The sequence below is a fragment of the Lyngbya confervoides BDU141951 genome (assembly GCF_000817775.3).
GTDB lineage: Bacteria > Cyanobacteriota > Cyanobacteriia > Thermosynechococcales > Thermosynechococcaceae > Lyngbya > Lyngbya confervoides.
The window spans coordinates 22,385-39,045 of record NZ_JTHE03000091.1 but is presented as its reverse complement, the minus strand read 5'-3'; the positions used below and the strand labels follow the sequence as shown (position 1 = coordinate 39,045).

Below are 16,661 nucleotides of genomic sequence, written 5' to 3'. Positions count from 1 at the left end.
AGGGTCTGTCGTTTCCTGTTGTGCGCCCGCCTCCTATCCATCCCATTGCCAGGGTAAAGATGCTATTTTGATGAGAATTTCAAGCGGCGGCGGGGAACTCTGCTGTCGATCTAGGGACAATCGGGAGGCTTTGCGGTGTCGAAAGTGACGGTGGGTTTACTGTTTGGGGGCTGCTCGGGGGAGCATGAGGTTTCAATTGCCTCTGCCAGGGCGATCGCCCTGGCGCTGCAAACAGGAGAGAATCTCTCTAAGTACGAGGTGCAGCCGTTTTACATCCGTAAAGATGGGGTCTGGGAGGCGCCCGGGGTTGCCCAAAAAGTGTTAGATCAGGGAACGGCGCTGCCCAGCGCGACTCAGACCCAACGCTGGGTCTTTCCTGCAGAAGTGGCAGATGTGCAGGTCTGGTTTCCCATTGTCCATGGACCGAATGGCGAAGATGGCACCCTTCAAGGCCTATTACAACTGATGCAGGTTCCCTACGTAGGCTCAGGCCCCCTGGCCTCCGCCATGGGCATGGACAAGTTAGCGATGAAGCAGGCCTTTGCCGCGGCTGGCTTGCCCCAGGTCAAGTATCTGGCCGCCACCCGAGAACAAATCTGGTCCGATCCCTGCGTTTTTTCAAAGTTGTGCCATCGCATCGAAACCGAACTAGGCTATCCCTGCTTCATTAAGCCTGCGAACCTGGGTTCTTCCGTGGGGATCTCCAAGGCCACCACTCGGAAAGAACTCGAAGCAGCGCTGGACAATGCGGCCAGCTACGACCGGCGTCTGATCATTGAGGCCGGCGTGATGGCGCGGGAAGTGGAATGCGCAGTCTTGGGCAACCACCACCCGCAAGCCTCTGTTCTGGGCGAAATCAGCTTTAGCAGCGACTTTTACGATTACGAAACAAAGTACACGGCTGGCCAAGCGGATCTGGCCATTCCTGCGGATCTTCCCCCGGAAATCACCCAGCGCATTCAGGAAATGGCCCTTCAGGCATTCCTGGCCATTGATGCGGCAGGGTTGTCCCGATTGGACTTCTTCTATCTTGAAGCCACGGGAGAAATTTTAATTAATGAGATCAATACGCTACCAGGGTTTACCGCGACCAGTATGTATCCTCAACTTTGGAGGGCCACTGGAGTTCCCTTTGATCAGCTTGTAGATCAGCTTCTCCAGTTTGCCCAAGAGGATCGTCATCCCTCTCCCCAGGAATGCTAGGCACCAAAATCCAGGGGAGTTGCGTTTCGACTGGGTGCTAGAAGTTTTTTTGATCTAGAGGGTCCCGGTTCTCAGCGACTCCCCGACCACCCACTTTAAAACATGTAATGATTGATCACGCCAGCGTCATAAGTCTGCATAAAAGGCAATGATCTAGGGGACAGCTGGCCTTGGAAATGATCATAATGTTAAATATAAAGGGACGTTGCGGGCTCTTTGCCAAACTTCCAGAGCCAAACTTCCAGATCAGAAGGGACGGAGGTTATCCGAGCGCAGGCAAAACACCCATGGAGATTTTGGATCAAGATCCCTGATGCTTGGGATTAGGCTTCCCGGTCGAGGCAATGAGCAGCACACTGGTCCAGAAGGTTGCCTGCTATCAGTATTGGATTTTAATTGTCAAGAGTTAAATGAATCCGTAGATTGGATAAATATGCCCCCCTGTAGGATTGAATTTTGAAAGCACAAGTTTGTTTACTGAAAAGGTAAATTGCTCCATGGCCCCAATCTTATGCCCATTGTCCGTCACGTTTACCCCATAAGCTTAAAAACCAGCATAGGGTGGATAGCGCTAGCGGCTGGTCTTGCGGCCTGCACATCCCCAGTGACCAGCCCGACCAACTCCGAAAATTTAGGGTCTGAAAATTCAGATCCTCAATCCAGGACGGCCAGTTCCTCAGAGGACAAAGGAACCCTTACCTTTGTGGCCAATGGCGAGGATTTTGTCCGTCAAGGGTTTGTTTCCAAGGATGGCTGGCAAATCGACTTTGACCATGTTTATACCACCCTGGGTCAGCTTGTGGCTTACCAGAGCGACCCTCCCTTCGATGCCGCCTCTGGAGGCGAGCCGCAGGCACAGCAGACCGTAACGCTTCCCGAACCTGCCACCGTTGATCTTGCCGCTGGCGATGCCACCGCAGATCCTGTGCAAGTGGGGACTCAACAGGCTGCCTCGGGGCGCTACAATGCTCTCTCCTGGACCTTGGTCCCGGCCCCGTCGGGGCCCGCCAAGGGCTACTCCCTTATGCTCGTCGGCCAAGCCACAAAAGCCGGAACCACCGTTGATTTTGCCTTAAAGATGGACCCTAAGCTGAGATTTGTGTGCGGTGATTTTGTGGGCGATACACGTCGAGGGATTCTAGATCCCGGATCCACGACAGAATTAGAGTCCACCTTCCATTTTGATCACCTGTTTGGGGATGCTGAGGCGGGCCCCACGGCAGAGATCAACCAAAAAGCTCTAGGATTCCAGCCCTTTGCAGACTTAGCTGAGAATAATCGCCTGGAAGCGGACTCACAGACCCTGAAGACCCAGCTGTCTTCCTCAAATTGGCAGCAATTAAACGACATCATGGCCAATCTTGGTCACGTGGGTGAAGGACACTGTGCTGCGGAACAGTTGGCATGAGAGGGGTTTGGTTGATTCTGGGTCTGATTGGACTGAGCACCGCTGCTGTGTCCCCTGCAGTGCAGGCCCACGGCGCCAAACTGCAAACGCGCACCCGCCTCACGGTGGAAGTCCAGGCCACCTATGACAGTGGTGATCCCATGAAGGCTGCACAGGTCCAGGTTTACAGTCCCCAAAACCCAGATAGTCCTTACCTGAAAGGCACCACCGATAGTCAGGGAGTTTATCGCTTTGTCCCTCCTGAATCTGGCAATTGGGAAGTTGCCGTGCGCCAAGCTGGCCATGGAGATATTACCGTGATCCCGGTGGATCTAGAAACCTCCACCGTTGTTGACCCATCCACCGACCAGCTCATTGTTTGGCAACGAATGATTATTATTGGTTCCGTCATTTGGGGCTGTGTTGGCACCGCCCTTTATTTCCGCAGGAGACAGACCTGATGCATATTCCCGATGGGCTGCTCCCAGCGCAAGTATGTGTCGGCGGCTATGGGATTGCTGGCGGCATAACCTGGTTTGTGCTGCGTCAGATCCGGCGCACAGCGTCCTCATCTGAGGACCTACCCAAGGCGGCCATGCTCACCGCCGCCTTTTTTGTGGGATCTTCGATTAACCTGCCCCTGCCCCCGGCAAGTGTCCATTTAGTTCTCAATGGTTTACTGGGAGCCCTTTTAGGTTGGTACGCCTGGCCCGCAATTTTGGTGGGGCTATTGCTCCAGGCCTTGCTCTTAGGCCACGGGGGGCTGACCACCCTGGGGGTCGATGCGGTGATGATCGGGGGACCATCCCTCGTGGCCTATGGCGTATATCAGCTTCGTCATTCGGTGCGGGGGCTGCTAAAGGAGTCGTGGCGATTTGGGCTTTTTTCCTTTTTGGCTGGAGCAACTGGGTTAGGGCTGTCTGCGATCATTTTCTTTAGCCTGATCCTATTGACCTTGCCAGCAGATTTAGACATTGCCTCTGAGGAGCAGGCACTTTCGCTGCTGCTCATTGCCCATATTCCATTGATGTTTATTGAGGGCGGCGTCACTACGATGACGGCGCTATTTTTGCGCCGTATTAAGCCCGAGTTGATTAATAGCTAAGGAGGGGCACAGTGGTCATTGCCCTACATCACGACTTTTTTATTCCACGCTCCTCTGCAGTCCATCAATGGCCAGTTCGCTCCAAGCTGCTCTGTCTACTTGCCATGATGTTTGCCATTGCGATGGTGCAGCACTTAATTCTGCTGCCCTGGGTGCTGGGGATGGTTTTGGGCTTGTATCTCTACGCCCAGCTTCCTTTACAATACTTGCTGCGTCGGCTTCCCTATCCAGGATTCTTGATTTTAGGGACGGTGCTGCTGCTGCCCTGGACCTCAGGTCAGGACATTCTGTGGCAATGGGGGTGGCTGGCCCTACGAGCCGAAGGATTGCAAGGCGCGATTTTAATTGCAGGTCGGTTTTTGGCGATTGTAATTCTCGGCTTTATTCTCCTGGGGTCAACACCTTTTTTGCAAATCGTCGGCGCATTGCGATCGCTAAAGGTGCCGCCCCTACTCACGGATATGGCGCTACTGACCTACCGCTATCTATTTGAAATGACCGATCAGCTCGCCACCATGCGACAGTCCATGACCCTGCGAGGGTATGGGAGCACTCCCCAGGCCCTGCATCGGCGCTGGAAGTGGTTAGTTGCCCTATTTGGCAGTTTACTGCTGCGTAGTTATGACCAGTCCCAGCGGGTGTATCAAGCCATGAAGCTGCGCGGCTATGGTCAAACTCGCCAACTTCATCATCGCCAGCAGATTCAGAGGGGAAGGGGAAGCTCAGTCCCCCTAACCCCATTGAGTCTCCTCATGACTGTATGTTTACTCGTTGCACAATGGATGTTATCAGGCCTATGATCACCTCTTCCCAGACCTCCCGCGTTGATCATGAACTCCAGATTTCAAATTCATCTCAATGCGCCATTGATCTCCAACAAGTAAGCTTTTCTTACTCAGAGCAGCGGTCTATTTTAGCGAACATTTCTCTACGGATCAAAGCAGGAGAGCGGGTGGGGTTCATTGGCCATAACGGTTGTGGAAAAACTACTCTCTTTCGGCTCGTCTGTGGACTCCTGCCTGCCCACCAGGGCACTATCCATGTGTTTGGCAAGCAGGTCCAACCGGGAACCTTTCACTCTGAGGTGGGCCTGCTCTTTCAAGACCCCGAGGATCAGCTCTTTTCCCCCAGCGTTTGGGACGACATTGCCTTTGGGCCATTTAACCTTGGCCTGTCCGAGGAAGAGGTCAAAAGGCGTGTAACCATGGCCCTGGATTTGACGGGAACCCACGCCCTGGCCAATCGCCCCCCCCATCACCTGTCTGGGGGAGAAAAGCAGATGGTGGCGATCGCAGGACTTCTGGCGATGAAGCCCAAGATTGTCCTCTACGATGAACCAACCGCGAGTCTGGATCTCCGCACTCGCCGCCGCCTGATCCACTTTTTGCAGGGATCGCGGGAAACGCTGGTGATTGCCTCCCATGACCTGGAGTTTTTGTTGGAAGTATGCGATCGAGTCATCCTGGTTGACGACGGCGTCGTTGTCGCAGATGGAGAGATTCGCCAAGTCATGCGGAATCAATCCCTCATGGAGGCCCATGGGCTGGAAAAGCCCCATTCCTTAATTCCCCATCCCCATCCTTGCGACGCTCCGCTGAGTTAAGGGAGCCCTGAGATCCTGTCCTCAGGCAAGATCTACCCAGGGGGTCCGGACCACAGCAGCAGATCCTGTCACCCCGCAAAGGGCGCTTGCAGGGATTCCCCCGATCGTCTTTGGGGGGAACCCTCCCGTTCACTGGGTATCCTAACCCCAAGCCCCGGAGTTCTCAACCCGGGAAGAGATGCTCGATATCGGCTCAAAATGCAATGGATCGTCGCCACTTTTTACAGCTCACCACCGGAGCCAGCGCTGCCACTCTTCTGGGGTCGCGTCCAGCTTTGACATTTAGCGGGAATCGGCAGCTGATCGAGGCCTGGACTGCCCAGGGGGTTCCCATGCCCCAAGAGGTGCTGAACCAGACCTATTTTCTCTCGCTTCAGGATGATCCCCTGCCAAATCCGCCGCGTACGGTGAGGGATGGCAAGCTGTGGACCCAGCTGCCGTCGCAGCCCGTGGCGATCGCCTTTTATCAGGCGATCCCAGGCTTTGGCAACGTTACCCTCTATGCAGATAATCAAGGTCGAGGCTATCAACCCCCAGATTTTCCGTTAAATCTAAATCTCGCCTGCGCCGAATCCCGCATATATCGGGTCCGGGCCGCAATCGCCACTTGGGCCAGTCGCGGCTATCGGCCTTCGGATCAGGTTGAATCTCGATTGCAACGGGCATCCCTGAAACTGCAGCAGGCCCAAACACCATCCTCCCGGAGGGAACAGGCAATGTTAGCCAGCGAATCTCTGCGAGAGGGACTGTGGGCTGGAGAACTCGCCGTCTATGAACAGGCCCGCCAGCACATTGCCCAACACCCTCCCCGCCCGGAGTTTCTCTGGGGATGTAACTTCTTTGGGCACCCCGAGGCTGGAGACAGCTACGACCGCCAGTTTCAAGCGTTGTTTAACTTTGCCACCTTACCCTTTTACTGGCGGTCCTTTGAACCCCAACCGGGCCAGCCTAACTTTGCCCGAATTGATCGCGCCCTATCCTGGCTAGAAGGTGCGAAGATTACGCCTAAGGGTCATCCCCTCGTCTGGTTTCACGAAGCAGGCGTCCCCGATTGGATCAAGGAATTATCCTACGATCAACTCTGCGATCGCACCCAGCAGCGAGTGACCCAGATTACCCGCCACTATGGCCATCGGATTCCCTACTACGACCTGATCAACGAGGCCCATGACATTGACTGGGCCAATATCCTCAACTATTCCCCCGATCAGTTCCTGGAGATCACTCGGTTAGCCTCTGCAGCCGCAGCCGCAGGATACCCAAAGGTACAGCGTATTATTAATGCTTGCTGCCTGTGGGCAGAATATGTTCCCAAACATGCCTACCCCCTGCCCAAGAAGAGTGCCTATCAATATCTCCAACGCTGTCTAGAAGCCGAAATTCCCTTTGAAATTATCGGTTTACAGCTCTACTATCCCAGTCAGGATATGTTTGAAATTAACCGACTCCTGGAGCGCTTTGGTCAATTGGGAAGGCCAATTCATATCACTGAGCTGGGCGTCTCTTCGGCAACAACCCCCGATCTAAGCAGCCACTTTAAGACGGTGCCGGGACTTTGGCATCAACCCTGGACAGAAGCAATTCAAGCCGATTGGGTGGAGCAATTTTATACGCTTTGCTACAGCAAACCCTTCATCCATGCCGTCACCTGGTGGGATTTTGCCGACGGTGGTTTTTGGCCCCACGGTGGCCTACTCCAGGCTGATCTGAGGCCTAAGGACTCTTTTGGGCGGTTGCAAGCGTTAAGGCACCGGCTTCTAGAATAGGCTTACCCATCAGCGTTGGGGCAAAGCCATGCAATCATTGCTCTGGTGGTGAGGTCTATGGAGGCCATTTCTGAGCAAACGGCCTCAGAAAACAGCTTTAAAGCAGGCTGCTTTCAACAGTTAGAGCATAATGGTTAGGGCATAATCATTACAATAGCACCCTGCCTCTCTAAGCTAAACCAACCTCATCTTCTCGGATCCTCTCTGGAGCATTGCCAAAGCCACATTGCCTTTCAGCTTTGGATAGGACTCCCTTCTCTACAGTGGAGGTTTCTCAGCCCTTGAGTAGGGTGCTATTGGGTTTGAACGAGACAGATCGTACTTGCAACAGCGCATTTACCTCTTTGTTTGTGTTCAATTGGCTGTCTAATCTGCCAGGGAAGCTACTTGCTTCAGTTACTACTATAGGAGGCGATCTAAAGAGTGCCAAGGCTCTGAAAACAAAGTTTGTATCCCGTAAAGTAGCAACTTCTTAAATGTAAATCATCCTTCATATTTGCCCAGCCATGGCGTGCAGTCACCGCGGTGAGGGTGGGCATTTCTAGGAGGTTACATAGGTAACAAGCTGCACTAAGCGCTGACGGAGGGTGCTTAGGCCTAGGCGTTCCTGGGCCGCAATGAAGACAGCCTGGGGAAAGAGTCGCTTGGCCAGTTCCAAGCTAGAGCTATCCACTTGATCAATTTTGTTAAAGACTAGGAGGGCCGGGCCGGGCACGGTGGGCATTTCCGCAAGAATCTGCTCGACAGATTCAATGTGCTCGCGCCAGGCGGGATGGGATAGATCCACGACATGCAGTAGGCCATCGGCCTCCGTGACCTCCTCGAGGGTGGCTCGAAACGCATCTAGCAGCGAAGGAGGCAGCTCGTGGATAAACCCCACGGTGTCTACCAGCACCAAAGAATGTAGATCTTGATCTGCTTGATCTGCGGTTAAATTGAGTCGACGGGTGGTGGGGTCTAGGGTGGCAAAAAGCTGGTCGGCAGTATAAACTTCGGCATTGGTCAAGACGTTGAGCAGGGTTGATTTGCCAGCATTGGTGTAGCCCACAACCGCAATGGAGGGAACGCCTTGGTTTTGTCGCTTCTGCCGCAGGCGCGATCGATGGGCCTGAAGATGATCCACCTCCTTTTGAAGGCGATTCAGTCGCCGCTGAATAGTACGACGCTCTGTTTCAAGCTGAGTTTCGCCTGGTCCACGGGTGCCAATGCCGCCCCCGAGCCGGGACATGGCTTGCCCCCGACCCGTCAGCCGGGGCAGCAAATATTCCAACTGTGCCAGCTCCACCTGCAGCTTTCCGGCGCGAGTTTGGGCGCGCTGGGCAAAGATATCCAGAATGACTTCGGTGCGGTCCACCACACGCACTCCCAACTGCGCCTCTAAATTGCGAATCTGTACCGGAGATAGATCTCGATCAAACACGACAAGATTGGCGCCTAAGGTTTGCACCTTCAGCGCCACCTCACGAACCTTCCCGGCTCCAATCACCGTTTGGGGATGGGGGTGGCTGCGTTTTTGCTGAACGGCTTCTAGAACCGTGCCGCCCGCACTTTCAACAAGGCGCTGTACTTCAGCCAGGATCCGTTGAGCTTGAGGGTCTGAGCTATCCTGAGATACCAAACTCACCGCCAAAACGCGATCGCCACCTGCTGTGTCGGCATGGGGCAAGCGCATGGCCAGCTTGGCAAACGCGGCCTCAATTTCATCCACCAGCGCCAGGAAATCTTGCTCAGCCAGCCAGTCTAAGCTCTGGGCTACGCTGACGGTCCAGGGTGCATCCGGTTGTGCGGTGAGGTGGGCCAAGTACACTTGTCCCACGTATCCGGTGGCACCGCCCCCCCGGCGCTCAAAGCCAGATCCTGAAAGGGTCACGAGGGCCATAACATCTAGACGCTGGAGAGCCATGGCAGCCAGGTCCGATTCCTTAGGCGGCTGAACCTTCAGCGTTGTGGCAATACAGCGAATTCCACTAAGCCGTTCAGCACCATAGCGCGGGAGATCTAGCGGGGGAATTTGAGTTTGCATGGGCGTGCCCACCCCAACCCGGACCACCTGACCGCGACGATTGAGATAGAGACAGACGGATTCTTGCAGATCGGCACTAACAGCCGCCAAACGCTGCGTCAGCTCGGGCGTAACCACACAATTGGGCGGAACCCGCTGATGGTAAAGGCGACGGAGCTGCTTTAGCTGGCTGGATTTAAGGCCTTGTAACTGGCCAAAGATAGCTTCGATAAAACCGCACTCCTAAACAAACAGTGAAGGCCGCAACCCCTTAGCATCCCTTGCCAAGGGTGGCACCCCCCTACGGATATCCTACTGCCAATCTTTCATCCAGCGAATGGCGGCCGTGGCCCTCACCCTCACCTCTGCTCTCAATAATTGAGAGAGGACTTTGGCCTTGACTCCTCCCCCTTTTCCCGGTTCTGGAAGCAGCGGAGGGGAGGGCCAATCTATCCAGCAGCCCTCTGGCTAAAGAGGGGGGGTTCAGATATTGTTTTTCCTATATTTTCAGTCCTGGGGGTATCATTGAGCAAACCTCAGGAGTTTGGGGGTTTATGGCTTAACCGCCGGGGTGTGGATACAAACGAGGTCGGTATTTCATGACAGGGCGCAGGTTTTGAGCATTTAAATCCATAAAAATTCACAAAAAAATGACTAGCAATTTATTTTTTACTCAAAAGGCTCTCCCCAACGTTTACACGATGCAGCCAGAGTCTTGGGAATGCGTTGAGCAGGCCGTTTCAATTTTGAAGTCGGGCCAGGTGGTGTTATTCAATTTAGAGAGCCTTCCCGCCGATCTAGCCCAGCGCATGACGGACTTTACCTCAGGATGCCTCTGTGCGATCGCGGGTCAGCAGGTCAAAATTGGCCGAGATGTGGTCATGTTTTGCCCCCCCAATATTCGCGTGTCTACCCCAGGCATTGAAGACACCTGCCAAAGCTGGGCGACGGACCCGACCTTGGCTACCGACATGGCGCGTCATCTTCCATAAAATCGCTGAATTTCAGCGTTCCAGCCCTTCGCGGTTGCCCTAAACAGCCCTGGTCCTAGGGGTTGTGGCAACTTGAGTTTAGGCGTTAATTGGGTTGTTTTGCCTGAACTGTAGGCTTCCGAGGATTGTTTTTAAAGTAGGCCTCCATGACCTGTAAAGCCATCGGACCGGCCACGGATCCGCCTCCGCCTCCGGTATTCTCGCCAAAGGCTACGACGGCAATTTCTGGTTTGTCAAAGGGTGCGTAGGATCCAAACCAGGTGTGGGATTGTCGGGGAGGATCTTCCCCCGTGCCGCTCTTGCCTGCCGATGGCGGAATAGAGGGCACATTTAAAGCCGTCCCAGTCCCGCTGGTCACCACCGCCCGCAGACCGGTGCGCAAGACCTTTAAGGTGCTGTCTTTTAAGTTCAGAGGCACAGGCTTGACATCTGGAGCCGATGCCACCAGGTGGGGCCTGACGCGATATCCGCCATTGGCTGGAACGGAAAAGACCACCGCAGCCTGAAGCGGCGTCATTTGCACCGCGCCTTGACCAATGGCAATCATCACAGAATCAGCTGGAAACCAATCCACCCCAATTTGCTCTTTTTTCCAATCGGGGGTGGGAATAAAGCCGGAGGCTTCCTCGGGCAGATCAATCCCAGTGGGTTCTCCAACCCCCAACTTGCGTGCCCAATCAATGACCGTTTCAGGTTTCGACTTCACAGCCACCTGACCAAAAAAGGTGTTGCTGCTCCATTGTAGGGCCGTTACAAAGCCGATGGCCCCAAACCCAGCCCGGTTCCAATCCCCCACCCCATGCACCGCTGGGTAAGTCATCAAAATAGAGTCGGGCTTAAAGGTCCCCGATTCTAATCCCGCGATTGCAGTAATCACCTTGAAGGTGCTTGCGGGCGGAAAGCCCTGGGTGGCTCGATTCACAAAGGGGTACGTCTTGCCCTGAAGGGACTGCCATTCCGCTTCCGTCATTGATTTAGAAAACCAGTTCGGGTTGAAGGCAGGGCGGCTCGCCATGGCGAGCACAGCGCCATTACGAGGATCAAGGGCAACAATGGCCCCGAGTTTATTGCCCAGGGCTTTTTCTGCGGCCATTTGGACATCGAGATCCAGGGTCAAGGTGAGATTTTGACCGGGCTGTGCGGGTTTTTCGCCCAGAATGCGAACAACTTGCCCCGATCCGTTGACCTCCACCTGCTGCCCCCCCCAAAGACCATGGAGCTGGGGTTCATGGGTATACTCAACGCCAAGCTGGCCAACAATGTCTCCCAGTCGATACTTTCCCTTGTCCTCGGCCTGGCTGGCTGGCGATTCATTCCAGGCCTGGATCTGGGCTTCGCTAATTTCTCCGGTGTAGCCCAACACATGGGCCGCCAACTCTCCATGGGGATAGGATCGGACCGGCTCTTTACCGATATGAATTCCCACCAGTTCGTTGCGCCGCTCTGCAAGGGCCACCACCTGGGCAAAGGTGAGATTTTGAGCAACGCGAGACAGATAGCGAGAGTTCGGATCGCCCGTTCTCACTTTTTCGAGCAGATCTGGGGCAGAGGTATCCAGAACTCGGGTCAAAATCTCCAGGGTTTTTGGCCATTTCCGAAGTTTTGTCGCCTCGGGCCACACAAAAAGGGAATAGTTAAATTCACTTTCGGCCAGAATCCGGCCCTTGCGATCAAAAATTTTGCCGCGCTCGGGGGCCTCAGGAATGATACGAATGCGATTTTCTTCCGCCAACTCCCGATTGCGAGCACCGTTAACGAGCTGTAGAAAGAAGAGGCGAGGAGTAATCAATCCAAACAGAAGCAGACTAATAAACCCCAGAACCACGAAGGTTCGGAGGTTGTCTAGCCCTAGCTTACGGGCAGAAGTAATCCGATATTTTTGCCGATCAAGGGCAGGTTGGGGCTGAACCATCGAAACTCTAATCGAAACTCTACGATGATATACACCTCAGCCGACATGGTAATGCAAGACTCTCCCGTATCGCCATGGTGGGTAATCCTCAGCAATGACGGGCCTAGAACACACCCACTGATCCCTAGCGACAGTGAGCAATGGTCACGCCGCGTCCCCCTTCAGCGGGAGCTGCAAATTCAAAGCGATCCACCTGCGGGTGGGCCTTAAGATAATCCTGCACGCCTTTCCTGAGTTTGCCCGTCCCGTGTCCATGGATGATCCAAAGGGGGCCTTGAATTTGCGCGATCGCCTCATCCATGGCCAGCTCAGCATCGGCCACCCGCTGTCCACGCAGATCCAGGGTATTTTTAGAGGTGCGAATCATCGGAGCGTCTGGGGACGCAGGATCAGGAGGCGGCGATTCCCTTTTGGGGGGCGATTTTGGGCTTGGCTGAGCTTTCTCCCCGGATAGAGATTCAACGTCCTCTAGTCCCAGGGTCATTTTCATCAGGCCAAATCGCACCGTCACCTCACCGGCACTGGTAACCGGGGCAATCACCTCTGCGGTTTGGCCGAGTTTTGGAAGACGAACGCGATCGCCCACCTGCGGCTTAAATCCCTGGGGCTGGAGCGTTGCCGTTTGGGGCTGTAGGGTTTGGGCAATGGCCTCTAAGGTTTGGGTGGCTCGATGCGCTGCCTGCGCCGTCTGGGGTCCTCGCTGAAGCTTGCGAATGACCTGGGCAATGTTCTGCTTGGCTGCCGCCAGCTCTTGCTGAAGTTCCTGCTCTTGCTGCTGCTTGAGAGATTGCTCACGATCCCGTAGTTGAGCGGCTTTTTGTTCCAGCTGTCGGTAGAGATTCTCGCTGCTTGAGAGGAGTTGGGCGGCTTCCTGGGCCTTTTCCTCCTGTTCTCGACGCTGCTGTTCAAGACTGGAGATGACCTGGTTGAATTCATCGCTTTTCCCCCCCATCAGTTGCTGAGCCTGCTCGATAATATCGGGGTTAAAGCCCAGTCGCTCCGCAATAATCAGTGCATTCGAGCGCCCTGGAATTCCCCACAATAGGCGATAGGTGGGGGACAAACTGCGATCGTCAAATTCTACGGAGGCATTTTCAAAGCGGTCATCCTGGTACTTTAAGGTTTTCAGCTCACCAAAGTGGGTGGTGGCCACCGTGAGTCGCACATGGTCAGCTAAGTAGCGCAGCAGCGCCGTTGCCAGGGCGCTCCCCTCGCTCGGATCGGTACCGGCTCCCACTTCATCTAGAAGCACCAGGGATTCAGACGTCGCCTGGGTGAGGATCTGCTGAATGCGCTTCACATGGCCAGAAAAGGTGGACAGGCTTTGCTGGAGCGACTGCTCATCCCCGATGTCAGCCAACACCTGATCAAACCACAGCAGGGTGACCGGATCCCTAGCGGGAATAAACAACCCGGCCTTAGCCATGGTGATCGCGAGGGCCAGAGTTTTTAAGGTGACGGTTTTGCCGCCGGTGTTAGGTCCGGTGATGGCAACGACCTTGGTGTGAGGTTGAATGACCAAATCGATGGGCACCACAGTCGCATCTTCAGACTGCTGGGCCTGCCAAACCAAAAGGGGGTGACGCAGCTGACGCAGCATCACCGCTGGGCCTGGAGTGGCCTCTTTCCAGACTGGACAGAAGCCCCCAATATGCAGGCTGTAGCGTGCCCTTGCCGCGGCGATATCCAAGATCGTCACGATGTCGAGAAGTTGTTCTAGATCTGGCTTAACAGCTGCCACTTGCTCCGATAGATCCCGCCTGATGGCTTCACATTCCATCTGCTCCCTGCGCAACAGGGCACGGAGCTGATTGTTCATCTCTACGGTTTTGCGTGGCTCGATATACAGCGTTGCACCGCTGGTGGAAATATCGTGAACAATGCCGGGAACCTCATCTTTACGCGTTGCTTTGACAGGTAGAACAAAGCGATCGCCCCGTTGGGTGATCAGCGGTTCCTGGAGCGCCGGAGCACGCCGCTGGATGATGGTTTGCAAGGTATGTTGAAGCTGTTGATAGGTGCGGGCACGTTCAGCGCGCAGGGCGCCCAGCTTCTCGCTGGCACGCTCCATGACCTCCCCTTGTTCATCGATGCAGTGGCAGATCTGCTTTTCTAGTTCAGGGTAGGTTCGCAGTGGGGCGATGAGCGCCCCCAGGGTTTCCAGGTCAGGATATTGATCAATGGTGCGCCGGAGCGATCGCGCCCCGGCCAGGGAAGTGGCAATCTGCCACAGCTCTAGCCCGGAGAGCACTCCCTGCCGCTCTGCTCGCGCTAGGGACTCACCGATATCCGCAATGCCCTCAAATTTTAGAGGCGCCAGATAATCAACCTCGAGGGCCACGATCTCCTGCGTTTGGGCAAGCAACGCCTGACTTCCGGCTGGCTCGGTGGCCAACGGCAGATGCTGGGCCGCCCTTGCCCCCAAACTCGTACTGGCAAAGGTGGAAACCTGTTGACAAAGCTGAGGCCACTCAATGAGTTCAAGTGTCTTCTCTGTCATTATGCTGTCATCCCAATCTTGGCCAGAATTTCTTGCAGGGTTATTGCCATCCTAACAAGCGAAGACCGGGGGATCTGCGGGAAAAGCCGATCCTTGACACCTTTATTCATGCCCTGGATTCATCCCCTGGCAACTTGATTCATTTTGACGCCACCCCCTGGCGGTCTCAAAGAAACAACGCTAAAATCGAAGCGTTCACAAAAGTTAACATGTTTTAATAAATTGCAAAACGCTAGGATTAAGTATATATTCCTAGTTATCACCCGATCGGGGTGCAAGGTCTAGCCTTCAAACGACTGCCACGCTTCCTGACTGGGTACGCTAAAGGTGATTTTAATTTTGCCAGACATAAATTCAAATCTCTTTACGTCCACGATGAACTGTTTTGATTCAGACCCTGTAAATGGCGCAGGCTTGCTTCGATGATTGAAGAACAATTTCCCTGGTTGACTCTCCTCATTGCCTTTCCGGCGATCGCAGCCCTTGCGGTCCCTATCCTCCCGGACCGTGACGGCAAAACCCTCCGATGGTATGCCCTCGGCGTAGGTTTAATTGATCTAGCGATGACCGTTTATGCCTTTTGGACACACTACGATGTGGGCATCGCAAACTTCCAAATGGCTGAGTCCTTTGCCTGGATTCCTCAAATTGGGCTGAACTGGTCCCTGGCCGTCGATGGCCTGTCCATGCCACTGATTGTCCTTACCGGGTTTATCAATACATTGGCTTTGTTTGCGGCGTGGAACGTGAAGCGAAAACCACGCCTTTTTTATGCTCTAATGCTGGTGCTCTACAGCGCCCAGATTGGCGTTTTTGCAGCCCAGGACATGCTCCTGTTTTTCTTGATGTGGGAGCTGGAGTTGGTTCCAGTGTATTTGCTCATCTCCATTTGGGGAGGGCCGAAGCGTCAGTACGCGGCCACCAAGTTCATTCTCTACACCGCCGCTGCTTCCATTTTTATCCTGGTTGCTGGTTTGGCCCTGGCCTTTTCCGGCGACACCTTTACCTTGGACATGGCAGCCTTGGCCCAAAAGCATTACCCAATGCTGTTAGAGATGCTAGCCTACGCTGGATTTCTGATTGCCTTTGGCGTTAAGCTGCCCATCTTTCCCCTCCACACCTGGTTACCCGATGCCCATGGTGAAGCATCTGCTCCAGTTTCAATGATTCTGGCTGGAGTCCTCCTGAAGATGGGGGGCTACGGCCTCATCCGCATGAACATTGAAATGCTGCCTAATGCCCACATTCACTTTGCGCCGGTGTTGGCAATCCTGGGTGTTGTGAACATTGTTTATGGCGCTCTCAATGCCTTTGGACAAGGGAATCTCAAGCGCTGTCTCGCCTGCTCTTCTATTTCTCACATGGGCTTTGTGCTGCTTGGCTTAGCGGCTTTCACCGAGGTGGGAATGAACGGTGCGGTGATGCAAATGGTCTCCCATGGCTTAATTGCGGCGGCCCTTTTCTTCCTGGCTGGCGTGGCGTACGAACGCACTCATACTCTGACAATCCAAGACATGGGTGGACTGGGTAAGGTGATGCCCAAGGCCTTTGCCCTATTTACAACCTGCGTCATGGCCTCCCTGGCCTTGCCTGGGATGAGTGGTTTTGTCGGTGAACTGATGATCTTTCTAGGAATCACCGGCAGCGATGTGTACAGTCAATCCTTTAAGGTCATCCTGCTACTGCTGGCGGCGGTGGGCGTAATTTTAACCCCCATTTATCTGCTCTCTATGCTGCGCCGCGTGTTTTACGGTAAAGATAACCAAGGGGGCCAGGAGAGCAATACCGCTTGGCTAGATGCCAATCCTCGCGAGGTTTTTGTGGCGCTTTGTCTGATGGTGCCCATGGTGGGCATTGGTCTTTACCCCAAGTTGGCCATGCAAACCTATGACGTCAAGACCACCCAAGTGGTCGCAGAGCTTCAGGATCAAATTGCCGTGGTGGCCCAGCAGCGCATGGCTCAGGCTCCGGAACTAGCTTCCCAGATCCTGACAGCACCGAGTCTTTCCATGCAGTCGAAATCTACGGTGCTGGGAATGCTGTCACCCTAGGATTATTTCGAAAATCTGTCTCGGTGCGCTCGGTCCGAATAACATTCTCATCCTCTCCCCCTCTTTGCTTTGCAAGGAGGGCTTTTTTTGTCCTAGGATTCGCCGCTGCCAAGGCCTGTTGAGTCTGATACAAGGCAAGC

The 16,661-nt window shown here is 54.4% G+C and carries 12 protein-coding genes; 9 read left to right on the top strand and 3 right to left on the bottom strand.

Annotated features, from left to right (window positions below; all coding sequences use genetic code 11):
- The first annotated feature begins 135 nt into the window (after positions 1-135).
- From QQ91_RS15750 to QQ91_RS15720, 7 genes are all read left to right on the top strand, one after another.
- Positions 136-1,203 (top strand): D-alanine--D-alanine ligase family protein, encoded by a 1,068-nt coding sequence (locus tag QQ91_RS15750; RefSeq protein WP_166276017.1) that lies wholly within the window; start codon positions 136-138, stop codon positions 1,201-1,203.
- Positions 1,204-1,807: 604 nt separating this feature from the next.
- Positions 1,808-2,611 (top strand): DUF4382 domain-containing protein, encoded by an 804-nt coding sequence (locus tag QQ91_RS15745; RefSeq protein WP_250833377.1) that lies wholly within the window; start codon positions 1,808-1,810, stop codon positions 2,609-2,611.
- Positions 2,608-3,051, top strand: a complete 444-nt coding sequence (locus tag QQ91_RS15740; RefSeq protein WP_166276013.1) for a carboxypeptidase regulatory-like domain-containing protein — start codon at positions 2,608-2,610, stop codon at positions 3,049-3,051. The genes QQ91_RS15745 and QQ91_RS15740 overlap by 4 nt, the downstream gene beginning before the upstream one ends.
- Positions 3,051-3,695, top strand: a complete 645-nt coding sequence (gene cbiM / locus QQ91_RS15735) for a cobalt transporter CbiM (protein WP_166276011.1) — start codon at positions 3,051-3,053, stop codon at positions 3,693-3,695. Before QQ91_RS15740 ends, cbiM begins: the two co-directional genes overlap by 1 nt.
- Before the next feature lie 11 nt (positions 3,696-3,706).
- Positions 3,707-4,495 (top strand): cobalt ECF transporter T component CbiQ, encoded by a 789-nt coding sequence (gene cbiQ / locus QQ91_RS15730; protein ID WP_166276009.1) that lies wholly within the window; start codon positions 3,707-3,709, stop codon positions 4,493-4,495.
- Positions 4,492-5,298 (top strand): energy-coupling factor ABC transporter ATP-binding protein, encoded by an 807-nt coding sequence (locus QQ91_RS15725; protein ID WP_166276007.1) that lies wholly within the window; start codon positions 4,492-4,494, stop codon positions 5,296-5,298. The genes cbiQ and QQ91_RS15725 overlap by 4 nt, the downstream gene beginning before the upstream one ends.
- Before the next feature lie 203 nt (positions 5,299-5,501).
- Complete coding sequence (locus QQ91_RS15720) at positions 5,502-7,064, top strand: endo-1,4-beta-xylanase (protein WP_166276005.1); 1,563 nt, start codon at positions 5,502-5,504, stop codon at positions 7,062-7,064.
- A 541-nt stretch (positions 7,065-7,605) separates the two neighbouring features.
- On the opposite strand, the gene hflX is transcribed toward QQ91_RS15720, so the two are convergent.
- Positions 7,606-9,204, bottom strand: a complete 1,599-nt coding sequence (gene hflX / locus QQ91_RS15715; RefSeq protein ID WP_349306871.1) for a GTPase HflX — start codon at positions 9,202-9,204, stop codon at positions 7,606-7,608.
- A gap of 512 nt (positions 9,205-9,716) precedes the next feature.
- Between hflX and QQ91_RS15710 the strand changes: the two genes are divergently transcribed.
- A complete protein-coding gene (locus QQ91_RS15710) occupies positions 9,717-10,058 on the top strand; it encodes a cell division protein SepF (protein ID WP_166276003.1) in 342 nt (113 codons plus the stop codon).
- Between the two features lie 85 nt (positions 10,059-10,143).
- On the opposite strand, the gene mrdA is transcribed toward QQ91_RS15710, so the two are convergent.
- Together mrdA and QQ91_RS15700 are read right to left on the bottom strand one after the other, a co-directional pair.
- On the bottom strand, positions 10,144-11,970 hold the full coding sequence (mrdA, locus tag QQ91_RS15705; RefSeq protein ID WP_166276001.1) for a penicillin-binding protein 2: 1,827 nt from the start codon (positions 11,968-11,970) through the stop codon (positions 10,144-10,146).
- A gap of 124 nt (positions 11,971-12,094) precedes the next feature.
- Complete coding sequence (locus tag QQ91_RS15700; RefSeq protein ID WP_166276271.1) at positions 12,095-14,473, bottom strand: endonuclease MutS2; 2,379 nt, start codon at positions 14,471-14,473, stop codon at positions 12,095-12,097.
- A gap of 419 nt (positions 14,474-14,892) precedes the next feature.
- Between QQ91_RS15700 and QQ91_RS15695 the strand changes: the two genes are divergently transcribed.
- The gene (locus tag QQ91_RS15695; RefSeq protein WP_201277139.1) at positions 14,893-16,521 is read left to right on the top strand and encodes an NAD(P)H-quinone oxidoreductase subunit 4; all 1,629 of its coding nucleotides are present in this window, start codon (positions 14,893-14,895) and stop codon (positions 16,519-16,521) included.
- The last annotated feature ends 140 nt before the right edge of the window (positions 16,522-16,661 follow it).